The following is a 17,512-nucleotide window of genomic DNA, read 5'->3' on the forward strand; positions in this document are numbered from 1 at the left end:
ACGACGGCAGTTCCTCCCTCATGGAGGGGAGCCAAATTGCGAGCCGACCCGTCGTCATCGGCCAACCCGACGGCTCCCTTCATGGCGGGGAGCCAAATCCTCGTCATATCTGACTTTTCTGACTTTATTGCGAAAGGAATCCCATGGTTTTCCGCGTATACGTGGAGAAGAAGCCCGGCTTCGACGTCGAGGCGCAGCAGCTCGCCGGCGAGCTGCGCACGATCCTCGGCCTGACGGGTCTCAAGGCCGTGCGCATCGTGAACCGGTATGACGTCGAGGGCATCAGCGAGGAGCTGTTCCGCGAGGCCACGCCCACCGTGTTCAGCGAACCGCAGGTGGACGACGTGTCCGCCAATCTGCCCGACTTCGGCGACGCCAAGGTGTTCGCCACCGAGTTCCTGCCCGGACAGTTCGACCAGCGCGCCGACTCCGCCAGCGAATGCATCCAGCTCATCTCCCAGGGCGAGCGTCCGGCCGTGCGTTCCGCCAAGGTGTACGCGCTCGAGGGCGATCTGAGCGAGGCGGACGTTGAGACCATCAAGCATTACGTGATCAACCCGGTCGAGGCCCGCGAGGCGTCGCTCGACGTACGCGAGACCCTGAAGACCCAGGTTCCCACGCCCGGCAAGGTGGAGGTCATCTCCGGATTCAACGAGATGGACGCGGCCGCGGGCCAGCGGTTCATCGACGAGCGCGGGCTGGCCATGGATCTGGCGGATCTGGAGTTCTGCCAGAGGTACTTCACCGAGGAGGGCCGTGAGCCCACGATCACCGAAATCAAGGTGATCGACACCTACTGGTCCGACCACTGCCGCCACACCACGTTCGGCACCGAGCTGGACGAGGTGGATATCGACGACGCCGTGGTCAAGGCCGCCTTCGACCGCTACCTCGCGATGCGTCACGAGCTGGGCCGCGACGCCAAGCCCGTCTGCTTGATGGACATGGGCACGATCGGCGCCAAGTGGCTCAAGAAGAACGGCATCCTGACCGGCCTTGACGAGAGCGAGGAGATCAACGCCTGCACCGTCAAGGTCAAGGTGGACGTGAACGGCAAGGACGAGGACTGGCTGTTCCTGTTCAAGAACGAGACCCACAACCACCCCACCGAGATCGAACCGTTCGGCGGCGCGGCCACCTGCATCGGCGGCTGCATCCGCGACCCCCTGTCGGGCCGCTCCTACGTGTATCAGGCCATGCGCGTCACCGGCGCCGCAGACCCGACCGTGCCGGTCTCCCAGACGCTCGAGGGCAAGCTGCCCCAGCGCAAGCTGGTGACCACCGCTGCAGCCGGCTACAGCTCGTACGGCAACCAGATCGGTCTGGCCACCGGTCAGGTGGACGAGATCTACCACCCCGGCTACGTGGCCAAGCGCATGGAGGTGGGTGCGGTCGTGGCCGCCACCCCGGCCAACCATGTACGCCGCGAGACCCCGGCACCCGGCGACAAGATCATCCTGCTGGGCGGTCGCACCGGCCGTGACGGCATCGGCGGCGCAACGGGCGCCTCCAAGGCACACAACGTGGAGTCGCTGGAGCTGGACGGCGCCGAAGTGCAGAAGGGCAACGCGCCGGTCGAGCGCAAGCTGCAGCGTCTGTTCCGCCGCGGCGACGCCTGCCGACTGATCAAGCGCTGCAACGACTTCGGTGCGGGCGGAGTTTCGGTGGCGGTCGGCGAACTGGCGGACGGCCTGTACGTCGACCTCAACACCGTGCCCAAGAAGTACGAGGGTCTGGACGGCACCGAACTGGCCATCTCCGAATCGCAGGAGCGCATGGCCGTGGACGTGGCCGCCGAGGACGTGGACGAGTTCCTGGGTTACGCGCGCGAGGAGAACCTCGAAGCCACGGTGATCGCCACCGTGACCGAGGACCCGCGCATGGTCATGACCTGGAACGGCGACGAGATCGTGAATCTCTCCCGTGAGTTCCTGGCCTCCAACGGCGCGTCCAAGCACCAGACCGTGCACGTCGAGGCGCAGCAGGCGTACGAAGTGCCGGCCTCTTGGACGACCGGCACCCTCGCCGAGCGCATGCACGCGCTCGTCACCAACCTCAACGTAGCCTCCAACAAGGGCCTGTCGGAGCGTTTCGACTCCACAATCGGCGCGGGCACCGTGCTCATGCCGTTCGGCGGCACGAAGCAGCTCACCCCGAACGAGGCCATGGTGGCCAAGTTCCCGGTGTTCGGCGAGACCACCACCGCCTCCGCGATGGCTTGGGGCTTCAACCCGTACATCATGGAGAAGAACCAGTTCACCGGCGCATACCTGTCGGTCGTCGAATCGCTGGCCAAGCTGGTCGCGGCCGGCTTCGAGCACGAGAAGGCCTACCTGAGCTTCCAGGAGTACTTCGAGAAGCTGCGCGATGAGCCGGAACGCTGGGGCAAGCCCACGGCGGCCGTGCTCGGCGCGCTGATGGCCCAGGTGGACCTCGGCGCCGGCGCGATCGGCGGCAAGGACTCCATGTCCGGCTCCTTCGAGGATCTGGATGTGCCGCCCACGCTTATCTCCTTCGCCGTGGCGGTGGGCAACATGAAGCGCGCCACCTCCCCCGAGTTCAAGGGCGCCGGTCACCGCATCGTGCGCATCGCCCCGCGGTATTTGGCCGACGGCCTCACGCCGGACAAGGATGCGCTGCTCGACGCGTTCGCGCTGGTCGAGGAGCTGACCGACCCGTCGCACCACACCGCGCTGGCCGTATCCACGCCGGGCTACGGCGGCACCGCCGAGGCCCTGTTCAAGATGACCGTGGGCAACGGCATCGGCGTGGATCTCAACGACGGCATCGCCGTGGACGACCTGTTCGCCCCGGCGTACGGTTCGTTCATCGTGGAGCTCGCGGACAACGAGAAGATTCCGGCGGTCTCCAATTTGGTCGAGGTGGGCGAAATCGGCGTGACCACGGAAGACTACGCCTTCCGTGCCGCCGGCGAGACCATCGATCTGACTGACCTGCAGAACGCATGGGAAGGCGGCATCGAATCCGTGTTCCCGTACCGTTCGAAGGGCGACGAGCAGGGCGAGACCGTGGAGACCATCGACTTCCATGTGTCCGATTCCGCCGAAGCCGGTATCCGGAAGACCGTGTACACGGGCGCTTCGGCGGCCAAGCCGCGTGTGATCATCCCGGTGTTCCCGGGCAACAACTGCGAGTACGATTCCGCCGCCGCCTTCGAGCGCGCGGGCGCCGAGGTCTCCACGCTGATTGTGAACAACCTCACGCCGGCCGCCGTGGCCGAATCCACAGCCGCGCTGGTGGAGGAGATCTCCAAGAGCCAGATCGTGATGATTCCGGGCGGCTTCTCCGGCGGCGACGAACCGGACGGTTCCGCCAAGTTCATCACGGCGTTCTTCCGCGCGCCGGCCGTGACTGAGGCGGTCCGCGATTTGCTCAAGAACCGCGACGGTCTGATGCTCGGCATCTGCAACGGCTTCCAGGCCTTGATCAAGCTGGGTCTGGTGCCGTTCGGCGACATCGTGCCGATGACCGCCGAGTGCCCGACACTGACCTTCAACACCATCGGCCGCCACCAGAGCCGTCTGGTGCGTACGCGCGTGGCCTCCGACCTGTCGCCGTGGCTGGCCAAGACCTCGGTCGGCGACGTGCACACCGTGGCCATCTCGCACGGCGAGGGCCGCTTTGTGGCCTCCGACGAGGTGCTGGCCTCTTTGAAGGCCAATGGCCAGATCGCCACGCAGTACGTAAGCGAGGCCGGCGTGCCGGGCATGGATCTCGCGGTGAACCCGAACGGCTCGCTGCTGGCCATCGAGGGCATCACCAGCCCGGACGGCCGCGTGTTCGGCAAGATGGGCCACTCGGAGCGCTCCGGCAACGGCCTGTACGCCAACGTGCCGGGCGACAAGTACCAGCCGATCTTCGAGGCCGGCGTGGAGTACTTCGCCGCCTGACGCGGACGGGCGGCCTTGTGCCATGAGCCTCATGTGCGGGCTCATGTTCTTCGCCGATTAACGCGGCCGGCCGGCTTGAACGGGCGATACGCGGACGGCACAGCCAACGGTTATACCGCCGGCTGTGCCGTCCGGCTCCGGTATCCGGCATTCAGTCTCTGATGGGCCATCGGAGGGTCCGGAGCCGAGGGACTACATCAGATGGGCCGGAGCTGAGGGGCCGGAGCTGAGAAGCCAGGGGTCACACCGGATGAGCCACAGGCAAGTCCGTCCCGCCGAACGAATTGCGTTCAGGAGGCCTTGTGCGCGGCTCGGATGTAATTCCCGGATAAATCCCAGATAAAACAAAGGCCGTTGTCGATCAGAAGGGTTTTCCCACTGACCGACAACGGCCTTTGTGTACTCCGCAACAGGCCGCAACAAGCCGCAACAAGCCGATTGTGGTCAGGAGTTTCGCACTCCTGACCACAATCGGACGGAAATCGACATCTCAGCGTCCGGTTTCTGTCAGTAGTTGCTTGCTTCTGGTAGGAAACGGACGCAATTCGCCATCTCAGCGTCCGTTTTCTACCAGAACGGCATGTCTTCTGGTAGGAAACGCCCGCTGATGGTCGGCTCAGCGGCTGTTTTCTACCGGAAGAGAGCTGGTTCTGGTAGAAAACGGACGCTGAGGCTTACCGGGGCACAGGGACAGACGGCTCTTCGCCGCAATCGGCCGCGGTCGCTCGGAATATCTAGTGGTCTGTCTCACTAATAATTGAGAGCTTCAGCTTCTGCCTCTCCCCCGTCAGCTTCGCTGCAGACCCCTCGTTAGAGGGACAACACCATTCAGACAATTATGAGACGGACCGCTAAGACCGTCCAGGCAAGGTCACCCGTCATTTGCCAAAATGCATCGAGGGAAGCCACGCGGAGTCGACACAGAGTAGATTGAATGCCATGACTCACGACATGGACGCATATGATTCGGATGTGATACTGGCCGTCGGTGGCTTCGGCGCACTGCGTGGCTCGTCATGCCCCGGCATCGAAGCGGTGACGCTGCATACGGCAGTCGCGGGAACCGACAGCGCCGGCTTCCCGGCCAACATCTCGCTGCGTAAGGATGGCGTTCTGGCCGATGTCCCTTCCCCCACATGGATCGCGCGTGATGGCGACCTGCTGTATGCGGTGCTGGAGGATACGAACGAGGTCGCGGCATTCCGCATCAATCGAAACTCCGCTGAGACGGCCAATACCGCAATCGAAGATTCCGAGACCGGGCCCTCCGAGACCAGTGAAGTTGCGACCAACAACACCGCACTCAGTAACACCGCAGTCAGCAGCACCGCGACCAACAACATCGCGACCTGCAACACCACAGTCGGCAACATCGCGACCGAGAACTCCAGGACCGGGGACGCCGAGACCAGTGAAGTCGCGACCAACAACACCGCAGCCGTGCCGACACTCACCGAGCTCTCTCGTGTGCCGGCCTCAGGCGTCAGCCCCACCCATGCGGTGGTGGTGACGGACGATATCGGAGGCAAGCATCTCATCGTGGCGAACTATGCCGACGGCCATGTATGCGTGCATCCTATCGCGGCCGACGGCACGTTGCTCGAGGCCACGCAGATACTTGCTGGCGAGGGCCACGGTCCGCTGCCGGCGCAGGAGGGACCGCACGCGCACTGGATTCTGCAGTTGCCGGACGGCCGTGTGCTGTCCACCGATCTGGGCGCCGACCGCATCTATGTACATCACTGGCGGTCCGGTGAGCTCGTGCGCGTCGGCATGGTGCGGCTTGCGGCTGGCACCGGCCCACGTGACCTGCATCTGCTGCCTGTCACGGATAAGGACGCGACAACGTCTGGAGCCGATTGGCGCGTGGCTGTGGTCGGTGAATGGGCGGATACGGTGACGTTGCTCGGCCCGGTGCCCGGCATCTCGAACAAGGCGGATGGTCAGAACGGCGACCCGGCGCAAGTGGCTGATTCCGATGGCATCCGCGTGCTGCAGACCGTCAGTCTCGGCGGCGACGCCCTCGATCAAGCGGCGTCGCTCGCTTTTGTGCCGTGGGCCGTCCTCCGCATGGGCATCCGTCAGACAACGGACAACAATGATTCTTCAGCAGGGGCAGCATACCGAAATCCCGGCAATCGGAACGATGACGGCACCTGCGATGCCGATGCGCACGGTCCCAGCATCAGGTATGGCATCACGTCGGGTTCACCGATAAGCGAATCTCCAGCGACGATCCCGGTTGATGAGTCGTCGGCAGCCGGCGTCGCCTACGTGGGATTGCGCGGCTCGGAGCGCATCGTGGCCTTGGCGTGGGATGGCGAGCGCCTGTCCCGTCTCGCACCTGAGCACGAGCCAGGCTGGCACGGGCGCGGCATCGACTGCGGCGGAAGCCGGCCGCGGCATATCATGCGGGTCGGGAACGTGTTGCTCGTGGCGAACGAGGTCTCGAACAATCTGACGGTCTTCCAGCTTGGGCCAGATGGTAAACCGGTACGTGTCACCGATTTGGCTTCCGGCTCCCCGACCGTGTTCGTGCGGCTCTGAAATGCCGTCAGGCATCTTCGGCAAGGCGGCGGAGCAGTCCAGCATGGCGTATGGCCATCCAATCGCTCCGGCTGCGCCAACTGCTTCAGCCGCGCCGACCACTTCAGCTGTTCCGATTGCGAGGATCACGGGAATCGTGAGGATTGCGAGTGAGCATCATGGATAGCCGCGTGGAACACCATGTGGAACATGGATTCGGTCCGGTGTGGGACGCTGAATCGCGGCTGCTGGTTCTGGGTTCCATGCCGAGTCCGAAATCCCGTGAGGCGTCGTTCTACTACATGCATCCGCGCAACCGGTTCTGGCCGGTGATGGAGGCGATATTCGCTGGTATCCCGGACTCCGACACGATTCGACATGCGGCATCGGATTATCCGCGTCTCGCCAACTTATCGACACAACCGTCTATGAATCCGCCGGCGTCAGGTGGCCTGGTCGATGGACCATCAGCAAGTCCGGTGAATGGGACGTCGATTACCCTGCCGATCAACCCGCCGGGCTATTCGTCAACCGACACGTCAATCGACCCTCCAATCAACCCACCTGGCGATATGTCAACCGATACGCCAATCGACACGCAAGCCGGCATATCCCCGAACATGGCTGTCGCGGACATCCGATGGTTGGATATCCAACAGTCAGGCATCGGCCGCGATACGGCGGGCGATACGCCGGAGTCCCGTCGCGCGTTCGCCTTGCGGCACCATGTGGCGTTGTGGGATGTGATCGCCTCCTGTGATATCGTCGGCGCCTCGGACGCCAGCATCCATAACGCCGTGCCGAACGACCTGACGCCGATACTGCGCGGTGCGCCGATCGTCCATGTCTTCACAACCGGCGCAAAGGCTGCGCAGCTCTACCGCAGACTCATCGAGCCGCAACTGGCCGCGGCCGGCATCACGCTGCCGATGACCCCGTTGCCGTCCACCAGCCCAGCCAACGCCGCAATGCGATTGCCCGACCTCGTCGCCGTCTATCGCGCGGCCTTCGAGGATGCACTGATGCACCGATGCGGCATGACACCGTAACGACCGTGTCCATGTCAGGATTCGTTGATCGTATTTCCCGCTCTTCTCTGGCCAAGACGTTACCGCAAGGCGGATAGCGAAGCTGTTTGCAAGGCAGCTTACGAGCCAACATGCGAACCAGCTGGCCGCGCGCGGCGCGTCCATCATTGCAGAACGAGCCAGTCCCTGTGGGAATCGGCCCCGGAGCGGTTGATTCGTCGACGAATTATTGACGCTGGATGCATACGTGCCTTCTTGAAAACGCGTCACCGATGATGCGTGAAATCGGCAGGGTATAGAGGAACACCGCCGCGAACAGGCTGGACGTCGGCGCATTGATGGTGGCCAACGGCACGGCACCGGCAATCGACCATGGCACCAGCGGCGCGATGACCACAGCGGAATCCTCGATGGCGAGCGCCAGCCGGTCGCGATCATCGGCATCCTCGTCGGCAACCTGCACGGCATCGCCGAAGCCGTCGGAAGCCGAGGCTGCATCGGTCTCATTCCGAAGGACGCCCCTCGTGCGGTGCAGTCCCTCGCACAGCTGATGGGTGAGCATGATGGCCAGCGTCTGGTTACAAGCAAGCATGGCCACGCCCATCGCCGTGATCACCGTGGCCGTAGCGGCCCCGAGACGTCCGGCCATCACCGATATCGCGTGCCGCAGCCGGTCTAGCATATGGGTCTGCGCAAAAATGCCGGAATAGGCTGCAGAAATGCACACGATGGCCATCACCGTGACCATGGAAACCACTCCCCCACCGTTGAGCAACGCGGCAACCCGCGTATCGTCCGAACGGTACCCGAACACCAGCAGGCGCAGTATGCCCGTGAACCCCATGCCCTGCACACCGATGCAGATCGTCGCCGAAACGGCGATGCTGACGAGCATGGTCAACCGCACGTCCACACGCAGCAGCGCCATCACGATCACCACGACCGCCGGCATCATGGTGACCCAATGCAATTGGAACGCCGACGAGAACAGGCCGGCTACATTCCCCGGACCAGCCGCATCGCCGCTGCCGTATATCGAACCGGCGACAGGGGAATGACGAGCGGCCCCGGCATCCACCATCATGTCGCCGCCGGCCTGCGCCCACGCGATTACCACATACACCACGCAACTCAACGCGAACGGTATGGCGCCGGTGCGTACCATACGTCCGAGGTTCCCAAACAGATTGGTATGGGTGAGCTGGGCAACCAGCAACGCGCTGGTGGACACCGGCGAGCAACGATCGCCGACATAAATGCCGGCCAGAATCGCCCCGCCAAGCGTCACCGGGCTCGCATCCATGGATAGGCCAAGCGACATGCAAATTGTCCCCATAGTAGCCACGCTGGCAAACGACGAACCAGTCAGCACGGACATGCCCGCGCACAGCAGAAAGCTCAGTGGAATCACCGTAATCGGATGGATGATGGAGGTCGCATGGGTCACGATATACGCAATCGTGCCGCTCGCACGCCACAGGGAGGTCAACAGACCGATGAGCATGAAGGTGACCAGCACGGTCGACGCCGAGCGCATACTACCGGCGGCGTGCATGGCCATGCTATGCAATGGGACCCGTCGAACCAGACCGTAGCCGGTGAATAACAGCACACCGACGAGCAGCGCCGGGATGATGGACCATCCGAATCCCACGCTGACGAACAACACCGCGCAGAACATCAGCATCGTCAACACCTCCGCCATATGCGGGCCTCCTTTCATCGGTTACGAGCCTATGGACAACGGTTCAACGACCGTTGTAACAACCGGTATAGCCGGGCTCTGTCAAACCAGTACCAACATGCCCCTTCTTTGTTCTTTGCGATTCCCCTAAATTCCCGCCGAAAATCCGAGGGATTCTGTCTAGGGATTCTTCCGTGGACCGGTCAGCCAAATCGGTTGAGGGGCGACACGCATCCATACGCCAATGCCGATCCGACAAGCCGGTCTCAGAGGACACACGGGACGAGCTACACGCATAGAGGCGTCATATCTCATCAGCGACCAGACCGTGCCGGACTGGTACGAATGAGCGACACGCGTAGGAATGTCATGCCGGTTTGCGTTCAAGTACGGTTGAGCTGCTTCAATGGGATTGTTAGCGTTCACGGCCGGCCATGGCGGTCCGGCGACATGACCATTGCTAAGGAGCACATATGAAGTATCGCAGCGTAGGCAAGTCCGGGCTGAAGATCAGCGAAATCGCACTGGGCAGCTGGGTCACCGACCTCAAGGGCACGGCGGCTGAGGAAATCGCCCACGAAACCGTGAAGCTCGCCTTCGATTCCGGCGTGAATTTCTTCGACTGCGCCGACGCCTATTCGGGCGGCGCGGCTGAGCGGTTCCTTGGCGAGGTGCTCAAGGAGTACCCGCGCAAGGAGCTCGTGATTTCCAGCAAGGTCTACTTCCCCACCGGCGACGGCGTCAACGATCGAGGCCTTTCCCGCAAGCACATCTTCGAGAGCATCGACCAGACGCTGAAGAACATGCAGGTCGACTATCTCGACATGTACTTCTGCCACCGCTTCGACGAAACGACCGATCTGACCGAGACCCTGCGTGCGATGAGCGATCTAGTCGCCCAAGGCAAGGTGCTCTACTACGGCGTCTCCGAGGAGTGGGGCTCCGCGCGCCTTCAGGAGGCACAGCGCATCATCGACCGCTACAATCTCTACCCGATCACCGTGGTTCAGCCGCAGTACAACCTTCAGGACCGCTACATCGAGCATGAGATCATGGGCACCTGCCGCAAGCTGGGCATCGGCATCACCACGTTCTCCCCGCTCGCGCAGGGCCTGCTGACCGGCAAGTACCGCAAGGGACAACCCTTGCCGGCCGGGTCGCGCGCCACCTGGCAGGCCGACCACCAAATCAACGATCTGCTCACCGACGAGAACCTCGACAAGGTCGAACGCCTGCGCGTCGTGGCCGACGAGCTCGGCACGAACCTGCCGGTGCTCTCGATGGCGTGGATCCTGCAGCACCCGGAGATCAGCTGCGTGATCGCCGGCGCCTCGAAGCCGAGCCAGCTGGAGAACAACCTCAAGGCCTCCGGCTTCGTGATTCCGGAAGACGCAATGGCTGAAATCGATAAAATCACCGGCTTCCACCGCTTCGAACGTCACGTAGGCTGATCAAACTAAGCCAAATCGATGATCATGCGCCGAAATCGTCATCACCTTGGGCTTCGGCCCGCGCGATGGCGGTTTCGGCGTTTTTCGCCGTCTGCTCGATGACCTGCTCATAGCCGGTCAGGGCCGCGAACGGCATGAACTGGGCGGCACGGTTGTGCCGGGACATCCGGGGATGCCTACGCGAAACATGATGCGGCAAATCGATGATGTCGTCGTAGCGATGCGTTTCCGTTAACGCCATATCCCTCCTTTCCCTCGGCATTTCCAATGGCCCTGTTCAACGGCTTTGACATACAGGGTGAGTCGTGGGTTGATTTCCCAAGGAATCAACCCACTCTGAACCCCAATTGGGCAGCGCATGTCAATTCTGGCTTCACAGAGCTTTTCCGATTCCCTCCATCGCGGCCGGCAGGAAATTACCTTGGGAACCATCCTAGGAAATTACCTTGGGAACCATCCCAGGAACCGCCCTGAGAACCATTCCGGAAACCACCATGGGTCTTTCCCTGCGACCGTCATGCACGATGGCCTCCGATCTGCATGTTGCGTTCGATACCGGTGGCCCCTTCTTCCATATCCATGGCCTTGACCACGGCATTGCGGCCGAACCGTTGCTTGATATCCAGCAGCGTACGTTCGATATGTTCTTCGTCGTCAGCCGCGCCGCCGACGCGTCTGCCCGCCAGACCACCATCACCACCTCCGAGTGACGTTCCGGTCGTTGCCCTGGCCGTCACCCCACGTACAGTCTTCACCGTTCCGTCCTCCATATCCGGCACTTCCGAATCGGCAACCGTGGCGTCCCCGGAAGGCATCGGAATGCTTCCGCCTCCCCCATCCGACTCCAATTCGTCGAACAGATCGAGCTGCTCGTATCGCTTGCCGGCGGCCAACTCTTCGGGCGTAGCCAGATCATCAGCAATCACGGTCAGGCGTCTGACCATGAGCAACGGGTCCGCGATACGCTCGAACAACATGGTCATGGCCATGCGAATCCGATCGGATGACGCGGTGAAATCACCCAAGCCTATCGACCCAACAGCCGGTTTGGGCACGGTACGGCCATAATGGTCTCGCACGACCGGCCCTTGATAGTCCCGCGCCGCCCGCTCAGCGAGCCGGCGCAGCCCAGGACTTTCACAATCGTCCAGCTTCGCGGGATCAAGGCTGGCGATGTCATATCCCACGGCGAGAGTGAGCCGATTCGTACGAACCCCTTTGCCCACCAAATCGAGAGCGAGCGCATCCGCCATCTCCTTGGTGATGAGACGGGCGGTCTGCCAATCCGCGGGTCCGGTGAGCACCTGACCGATACTGGTACTGTGTGCGTCCGGCTCATATGACTTGATATCCGCGATGGTGCATGGCTCCCAACCCCACGCATGGTCGATAAGCAGTTCGGCGTTGACCCCGAACATGCGGTACAGCAGATCCTCGTTGTAGTAGTCGGACGCCCGGCCCACCGAGCATCGGGCGATATCCCCCATGGTCAGCAGACCGGCATGTTCCAGCTTGCGGGCATAGCCTCGCCCCACACGCCAGAAATCGGTCAATGGCCGATGATCCCACAACAGCCTGCGGTATGACATCTCATCCAGCTCGGCCACACGCACGCCATCCCGGTCGGCGGGCATGTGTTTGGCCACGACGTCCATAGCGATCTTGGCCAGATACAGATTGGTGCCGATGCCCGCAGTGGCCGTGATGCCGGTGTTCTCGAGGATGTCATTCACCACCGCCCGGGCCATCTCGTGCGGGGTCATGCCCAACGCCCTGAGATACGGCGTGGCATCGATGAACACCTCGTCGATCGAGTAGACGTGGATGTGTTCAGGGGCGGCATACTTCAGGTAGATGCCGTATATCCGGCCGCTGACCTTCAGATAATGTGCCATGCGCGGCCGTGCGATCACCATCGACGCCTTGAGCGCCGGCGAACGCGCCAGATCCCTCGCATCGCACGATTCGCCGACGAAACGACCACCGGGAAGCTTCGCCGCGCGCTCGGCATTGACCGTGCCCAACCGCTGCTTCGCCTCAAACAGCCGGGCCCGGCCGGGAATGCCGTAGGCCTTGAGCGAGGGGGAAACGGCCAGACAGATGGTCTTGTCCGTGCGCGTCTCGTCCGCGACCACCAGATGCGTGGTCAACGGGTCGAGCCCGCGGTCATGGCACTCCACCGAGGCATAGAAGGACTTGAGGTCGATGGCGATATACGCACGCCGGCGTCCGCCATCCGCCTTCGTCCCATATTCCGTATCCATGACCGTGCCCTCCTTTCCCATTAATCGATTCGCATGGCCTTCCGTCCAGTCTTTCGCCCGGAGCACCACCATTCAGGTCGGCGACGTCCGACGTCACCCGTAGCAGTCCGTCACTCGTAGCAGCTCGCCACCGGTCGCTGACGTCCGCCACAGCCCACGAACCTCGCCCGCCCCACCCGCAAGCGCATCGCGATGTTCCGTGTTCCAATACCATACCATAAAAGTTCGAACATTTGTTCGACACGCCGAGAAGCGGGATGTAGCCGCCGATTGGTAGGGTTAACAGGTAGTGAATCCCATGGTTGAAAAGGAGCTTTGGCTTGTCGGCTGAACTCGAAGACATTCACGAGGAATGTGGCATTTTCGGCGTTTGGGGCCATCCCGACGCCTCCCGACTCACGTATTTCGGTCTGCACGCCCTGCAGCACCGCGGCCAAGAGGGAGCCGGCATCGTCTCCAATGATCACGGCCACCTCATCGGACACCGCGGTCTGGGCCTGCTGACCCAGGTGTTCGGCGACGAACGGGAGATCGAACGACTCCGGGGAGACCGCGCCATCGGCCATGTGCGCTACGCCACCGCCGGCTCCGGCACCACGGACAACATCCAGCCCTTCATCTTCCGCTTCCACGACGGCGACGTGGCCCTGTGCCACAACGGCAACCTGACCAATTGCCCGTCACTGCGCCGCAAGCTGGAGGACGAAGGCGCGATCTTCCACTCCAACTCGGACACCGAAGTGCTCATGCACCTCATCCGCCGTTCGTTGCAGCGCACCTTCATGGACAAGCTCAAAGAGGCGTTGAACACCGTTCACGGCGGATTCGCCTACCTGCTCATGACCGAGGACGCCATGATTGGCGCGCTCGACCCGAACGGCTTCCGCCCGCTCTCCCTCGGCAAGATGAAGAACGGCGCCTACGTGCTGGCCTCCGAGACCTGCGCGCTGGACGTGGTGGGCGCCGAGCTCGTGCGCAACATCCGTCCGGGCGAAATCGTGGTGGTGAACGACCACGGATACAAGATCATCCAGTACACGAACAACACCCAACTGGCCATCTGCTCGATGGAGTACATCTACTTCGCCCGGCCTGATTCCGACATCTACGGCATCAACGTGCACTCCGCCCGCAAGCGCATGGGTGCACGGCTCGCCGCGGAATCCCCGGTGGATGCGGACATGGTCATCGGCGTGCCGAACTCCTCCCTGTCGGCCGCATCCGGCTATGCGGAGGCCGCGGGCCTGCCCAACGAGATGGGTCTGATCAAGAACCAGTACGTGGCCCGCACCTTCATCCAACCCACGCAGGAACTGCGCGAGCAGGGCGTCAGGATGAAGCTGTCCGCCGTGCGCGGCGTGGTCAAGGGCAAGCGCGTGATCGTCATCGATGATTCGATCGTGCGCGGCACCACCTCCAAGCGCATCGTGCAGCTGCTGAAGGAGGCCGGTGCGGCCGAGGTGCATATGCGCATCAGCTCCCCGCCGCTCAAGTACCCCTGCTTCTACGGCATCGACATCTCCACCACCCAGGAGCTCATCGCGGCGAAAATGAGTGTGGAGGAGATCCGCGACTACATCGGTGCCGATTCGCTGGCCTACCTGTCACTGGACGGCCTCATCGAATCCATCGGACTGAACGCGGACGCACCGTACGGAGGCCTGTGCGTGGCCTACTTCAACGGCGACTACCCCACCGCGCTGGACGACTACGAGGCCGACTTCCTCAAGTCGCTCACGCCGGAGGACCGTGTGCGCCTCCCCGAGTTCGCGCTGTACAAGAGCAAGTACATCGGCAACGAATACAACACCGTGCAGCCCGCCCAGTAAACGACCACAACCGTCGCGGCAGGTATCGCGTGATTCCACACGGCACCACGCGATACCTGCCGTGACGACCTCTCCTCGGCCGGTTCGGCAGCGACCACCGAACGCCCGATAGTATCGGGCCGCCGGGCACGTCCACGAACGGCGCCCGGAGTGACGGCACGAACAGGCCAGCGACACATCAACGAACCATCGAATACCCGACGACCATCATGGACGGCCTTTCCCACGACGAAAGGCCACATCATCAACACAGAAAGGCCATCACATGCCCAAAGCATACGAAAACGCCGGCGTAAGCGTCGAAGCCGGATACGAAGTCGTCAACCGCATCAAGGCGCACGTCGCGCGCACCGCCCGCCCGGGTGCCGGCGGCATCGGCGGCTTCGGCGGCCTGTTCGACCTCGCATCCCTCGGATACAAGGAGCCGGTGCTCGTCTCCGGCACCGACGGCGTGGGCACCAAGCTCATGGTCGCCAAGATGATGAACAAGCACGACACCATCGGCCAGGACTGCGTGGCCATGTGCGTCAACGACATCCTCGCGCAGGGCGCCGAACCGCTCTTCTTCCTTGATTACATCGCCTGCGGCAAGAATGATCCGGCGCTGCTCGAGCAGGTCGTCAAGGGCGTTGCCGACGGTTGCGTCCAGGCCGGCGCGGCGCTGGTGGGCGGCGAGACCGCCGAAATGCCCGACATGTACGACGCGGACGAATACGATCTGGCCGGCTTCACCGTGGGCGTGGTCGAGAAGTCCAAGATCATCGATGGCACCAAGATCGCCGAAGGCGACGTGCTCATCGGCCTGCCGTCCTCCGGCATCCACTCCAACGGCTACTCGCTGGTGCGCAAGATCCTGTTCAAGGACCACAACCTCACCGTCGACTCCAAGCCCGAGGAGCTGGGCGGCGAGACGCTGGGCGAGGAGATCCTCAAGCCCACCCGCATCTACGCGAAGCCCCTGAAGCCCCTGTTCGCCGGCGACGACCTGCTGCACGGCGTGGCGCACATCACCGGCGGCGCGTTCGTGGAGAAGGTGCCGCGCATCATCCCTGATGGATTGGCCGCCGCCTTCGACATCACCAGCTGGGACGTGCCGCCGATCTTCCGCCTGCTGCAGCAGCTCGGCGAGGTGGATGAGCTGGAGATGTACAACATCTTCAACATGGGCATCGGTCTGGTGCTTGTCGTCGCGCCGGACAAGGTCGCCGAGGTCGAGCGCATCCTCGACGCCGAGAATGAGGAGCACCACACGATCGGCAAGATCGTCAAGGACGTGGACGGCACCCGCGTGCAGCTGCACAAGGGTCTGTGAGACGGCCGCGACGGCAGACGAAGAAACCCCAAGCGAACGAACGGAACAGGAAGGAACAACATGGGACAGAAGGTTCTGGTCATTGGTTCCGGCGCACGCGAGCACACCATCGCCTACACCCTGCTCAAGGGTGCCAGCGTGGATGAAGTGACCGTGGCACCGGGCAATCCGGGCATGCTTAAGGACGGCATCCACATCACGGCGCTGAACGAGTCGAATCATGCGGCACTCATCGATTTCGCCAAGGACAACCAGTATGACTGGGTGTTCATCGGCCCGGAGGTCCCGCTGATCGAGGGTCTGGTGGACGATTTCGCCGCCGCCGGCATCAAGGCGTTCGGCCCCACCAAGGCCGCGGCCCAGATCGAGGGGTCCAAGGACTTCGCCAAGCAGCTCATGGCACGTCATGGCATTCCGACCGCACAGTACCGCACTTTCGGCGATCTCGAGCAGGCTCAGGAGTATGTGCACGAACACGGCGCCCCGATCGTCATCAAGGCGGACGGTCTGGCCGCCGGCAAGGGCGTGACCGTCGCGATGGATGAGCACACCGCCCAGCGTGCACTGGAGGACATCTTCATCGATCATCGCTTCGGTACCGCCGGAGCCAAGGTGGTCATCGAGGACTTCCTCGAGGGCCAGGAGTTCTCCCTGATGAGCTTCGTGGACGGCACTCGCTTCTGGCCGATGCCGATTTCGCAGGACCACAAGCGCGCCCACGACGGCGACGAAGGCCCGAACACCGGCGGTATGGGCGCCTACAGCCCGGTGCCGCAGATTCCGCAGTCCGTGATCGACGAGGCCATCGAGAAGATCGTGCGTCCCACCGTCGAAGGCATGGCCGAGGAGGGCACGCCGTTCACCGGCATCCTGTACGCCGGACTGATCGCCACTGCAGACGGCCCGAAAGTCATCGAGTTCAACGCTCGTTTCGGCGACCCGGAGACCGAGGTGGTGCTGCCGAAGCTCACCTCCGATCTCGGTGCCGGCATCAGCGACATCCTCAACGGCGGCACTCCGGAGTTCACATGGGATGAAAACAACGCCACGCTTGGCGTGGTGCTTGCCTCCAACGGATACCCGGAGCATGTGATCAAGGGCGCCCGTGTGCCCGAAATCAACGTGGACGAGGATTCGCATGTCTACTACGCCGGCGTGGTGTCCGACGGCAAGGGAGGTCTGGTGGCCAACTCCGGCCGCGTCCTGCTCGTCGAGACCTCCGCGCCGGACATCAAGTCCGCACAGGACAAGGTGTACGCGATCATCGACCAGTTGCCGTTGCGCGGACTGTTCTACCGTCACGACATCGGCTTCAAGGCGCTGCAGTAGTGCTAGCATGCTGCGTCATTAATTCGTTGATTAATTCTCACTACCCCTCAGACCCGCTTCGCGGGGGCAGCTCGTCCTGCAATTACGGGCGCGCTTCGCGCGTGTTCTGCTGACTTGCCTGTCGGCTCGCACATTGCCTACAAACAGCTCCGTTGTTTGCTTCACGGCAACGTCCTAA

The 17,512-nt window shown here is 62.8% G+C and carries 10 protein-coding genes and 1 pseudogene; 8 read left to right on the forward strand and 3 right to left on the reverse strand.

Features of this window, described 5'->3' with window-relative positions; all coding sequences use genetic code 11:
* Positions 1–143 precede the first annotated feature (143 nt).
* The 4 genes and pseudogenes from BG22_RS03435 (at position 144) to BG22_RS03450 (ending at position 7,486) form a co-directional block, all read left to right on the forward strand.
* Positions 144–3,911, forward strand: a complete 3,768-nt coding sequence (locus BG22_RS03435; RefSeq protein ID WP_140493237.1) for a phosphoribosylformylglycinamidine synthase — start codon at positions 144–146, stop codon at positions 3,909–3,911.
* A gap of 939 nt (positions 3,912–4,850) precedes the next feature.
* The gene (locus BG22_RS03440; protein WP_258186184.1) at positions 4,851–6,458 is read left to right on the forward strand and encodes a lactonase family protein; all 1,608 of its coding nucleotides are present in this window, start codon (positions 4,851–4,853) and stop codon (positions 6,456–6,458) included.
* Between the two features lie 158 nt (positions 6,459–6,616).
* Positions 6,617–6,787 (forward strand): annotated as a pseudogene (locus tag BG22_RS03445) (DNA-deoxyinosine glycosylase); the annotation flags it as partial.
* 150 nt (positions 6,788–6,937) lie between these two features.
* On the forward strand, positions 6,938–7,486 hold the full coding sequence (locus BG22_RS03450) for a hypothetical protein (protein WP_375137688.1): 549 nt from the start codon (positions 6,938–6,940) through the stop codon (positions 7,484–7,486).
* 205 nt (positions 7,487–7,691) lie between these two features.
* Here BG22_RS03450 and BG22_RS03455 read toward each other — a convergent pair whose 3' ends face one another.
* Complete coding sequence (locus tag BG22_RS03455) at positions 7,692–9,170, reverse strand: Na+/H+ antiporter NhaC family protein (RefSeq protein WP_140493240.1); 1,479 nt, start codon at positions 9,168–9,170, stop codon at positions 7,692–7,694.
* 452 nt (positions 9,171–9,622) lie between these two features.
* On the opposite strand from BG22_RS03455, the gene BG22_RS03460 reads away from it, so the two are divergent.
* Positions 9,623–10,600, forward strand: coding sequence for an aldo/keto reductase family protein (locus BG22_RS03460; protein ID WP_140493243.1), 978 nt, complete (start codon positions 9,623–9,625; stop codon positions 10,598–10,600).
* Between the two features lie 22 nt (positions 10,601–10,622).
* On the opposite strand, the gene BG22_RS03465 is transcribed toward BG22_RS03460, so the two are convergent.
* Positions 10,623–10,841 carry a hypothetical protein gene (locus BG22_RS03465; protein WP_094667348.1) on the reverse strand — a complete coding sequence of 73 codons (219 nt, stop codon included), beginning with the start codon at positions 10,839–10,841 and terminating at the stop codon, positions 10,623–10,625.
* 274 nt (positions 10,842–11,115) lie between these two features.
* Positions 11,116–12,864, reverse strand: coding sequence for a type VI secretion protein ImpB (locus BG22_RS03470; protein ID WP_258186185.1), 1,749 nt, complete (start codon positions 12,862–12,864; stop codon positions 11,116–11,118).
* Between the two features lie 320 nt (positions 12,865–13,184).
* On the opposite strand from BG22_RS03470, the gene purF reads away from it, so the two are divergent.
* The 3 genes from purF (at position 13,185) to purD (ending at position 17,334) form a co-directional block, all read left to right on the forward strand.
* Positions 13,185–14,693, forward strand: coding sequence for an amidophosphoribosyltransferase (gene purF, locus BG22_RS03475; RefSeq protein ID WP_140493249.1), 1,509 nt, complete (start codon positions 13,185–13,187; stop codon positions 14,691–14,693).
* A 265-nt stretch (positions 14,694–14,958) separates the two neighbouring features.
* The gene (gene purM / locus BG22_RS03480; RefSeq protein ID WP_140493252.1) at positions 14,959–16,005 is read left to right on the forward strand and encodes a phosphoribosylformylglycinamidine cyclo-ligase; all 1,047 of its coding nucleotides are present in this window, start codon (positions 14,959–14,961) and stop codon (positions 16,003–16,005) included.
* A 60-nt stretch (positions 16,006–16,065) separates the two neighbouring features.
* Positions 16,066–17,334, forward strand: coding sequence for a phosphoribosylamine--glycine ligase (purD, locus tag BG22_RS03485; protein WP_140493255.1), 1,269 nt, complete (start codon positions 16,066–16,068; stop codon positions 17,332–17,334).
* The last annotated feature ends 178 nt before the right edge of the window (positions 17,335–17,512 follow it).

This window comes from Bifidobacterium sp. UTBIF-78 (assembly GCF_006408945.1).
Classification (GTDB): Bacteria; Actinomycetota; Actinomycetes; order Actinomycetales; family Bifidobacteriaceae; genus Bifidobacterium; species Bifidobacterium myosotis.

Bases quoted from the DNA above. Each gene is read 5' to 3' on its own strand.
- BG22_RS03435 (WP_140493237.1), top strand. From the start codon at position 144: ATGGTTTTCCGCGTATACGTGGAGAAGAAGCCCGGCTTCGACGTCGAG.
- BG22_RS03440 (WP_258186184.1), top strand. From the start codon at position 4,851: ATGACTCACGACATGGACGCATATGATTCGGATGTGATACTGGCCGTC.
- BG22_RS03455 (WP_140493240.1), bottom strand. From the start codon at position 9,170: ATGGCGGAGGTGTTGACGATGCTGATGTTCTGCGCGGTGTTGTTCGTC.
- BG22_RS03460 (WP_140493243.1), top strand. From the start codon at position 9,623: ATGAAGTATCGCAGCGTAGGCAAGTCCGGGCTGAAGATCAGCGAAATC.
- BG22_RS03465 (WP_094667348.1), bottom strand. From the start codon at position 10,841: ATGGCGTTAACGGAAACGCATCGCTACGACGACATCATCGATTTGCCG.
- BG22_RS03470 (WP_258186185.1), bottom strand. From the start codon at position 12,864: ATGGATACGGAATATGGGACGAAGGCGGATGGCGGACGCCGGCGTGCG.
- purM (WP_140493252.1), top strand. From the start codon at position 14,959: ATGCCCAAAGCATACGAAAACGCCGGCGTAAGCGTCGAAGCCGGATAC.
- purD (WP_140493255.1), top strand. From the start codon at position 16,066: ATGGGACAGAAGGTTCTGGTCATTGGTTCCGGCGCACGCGAGCACACC.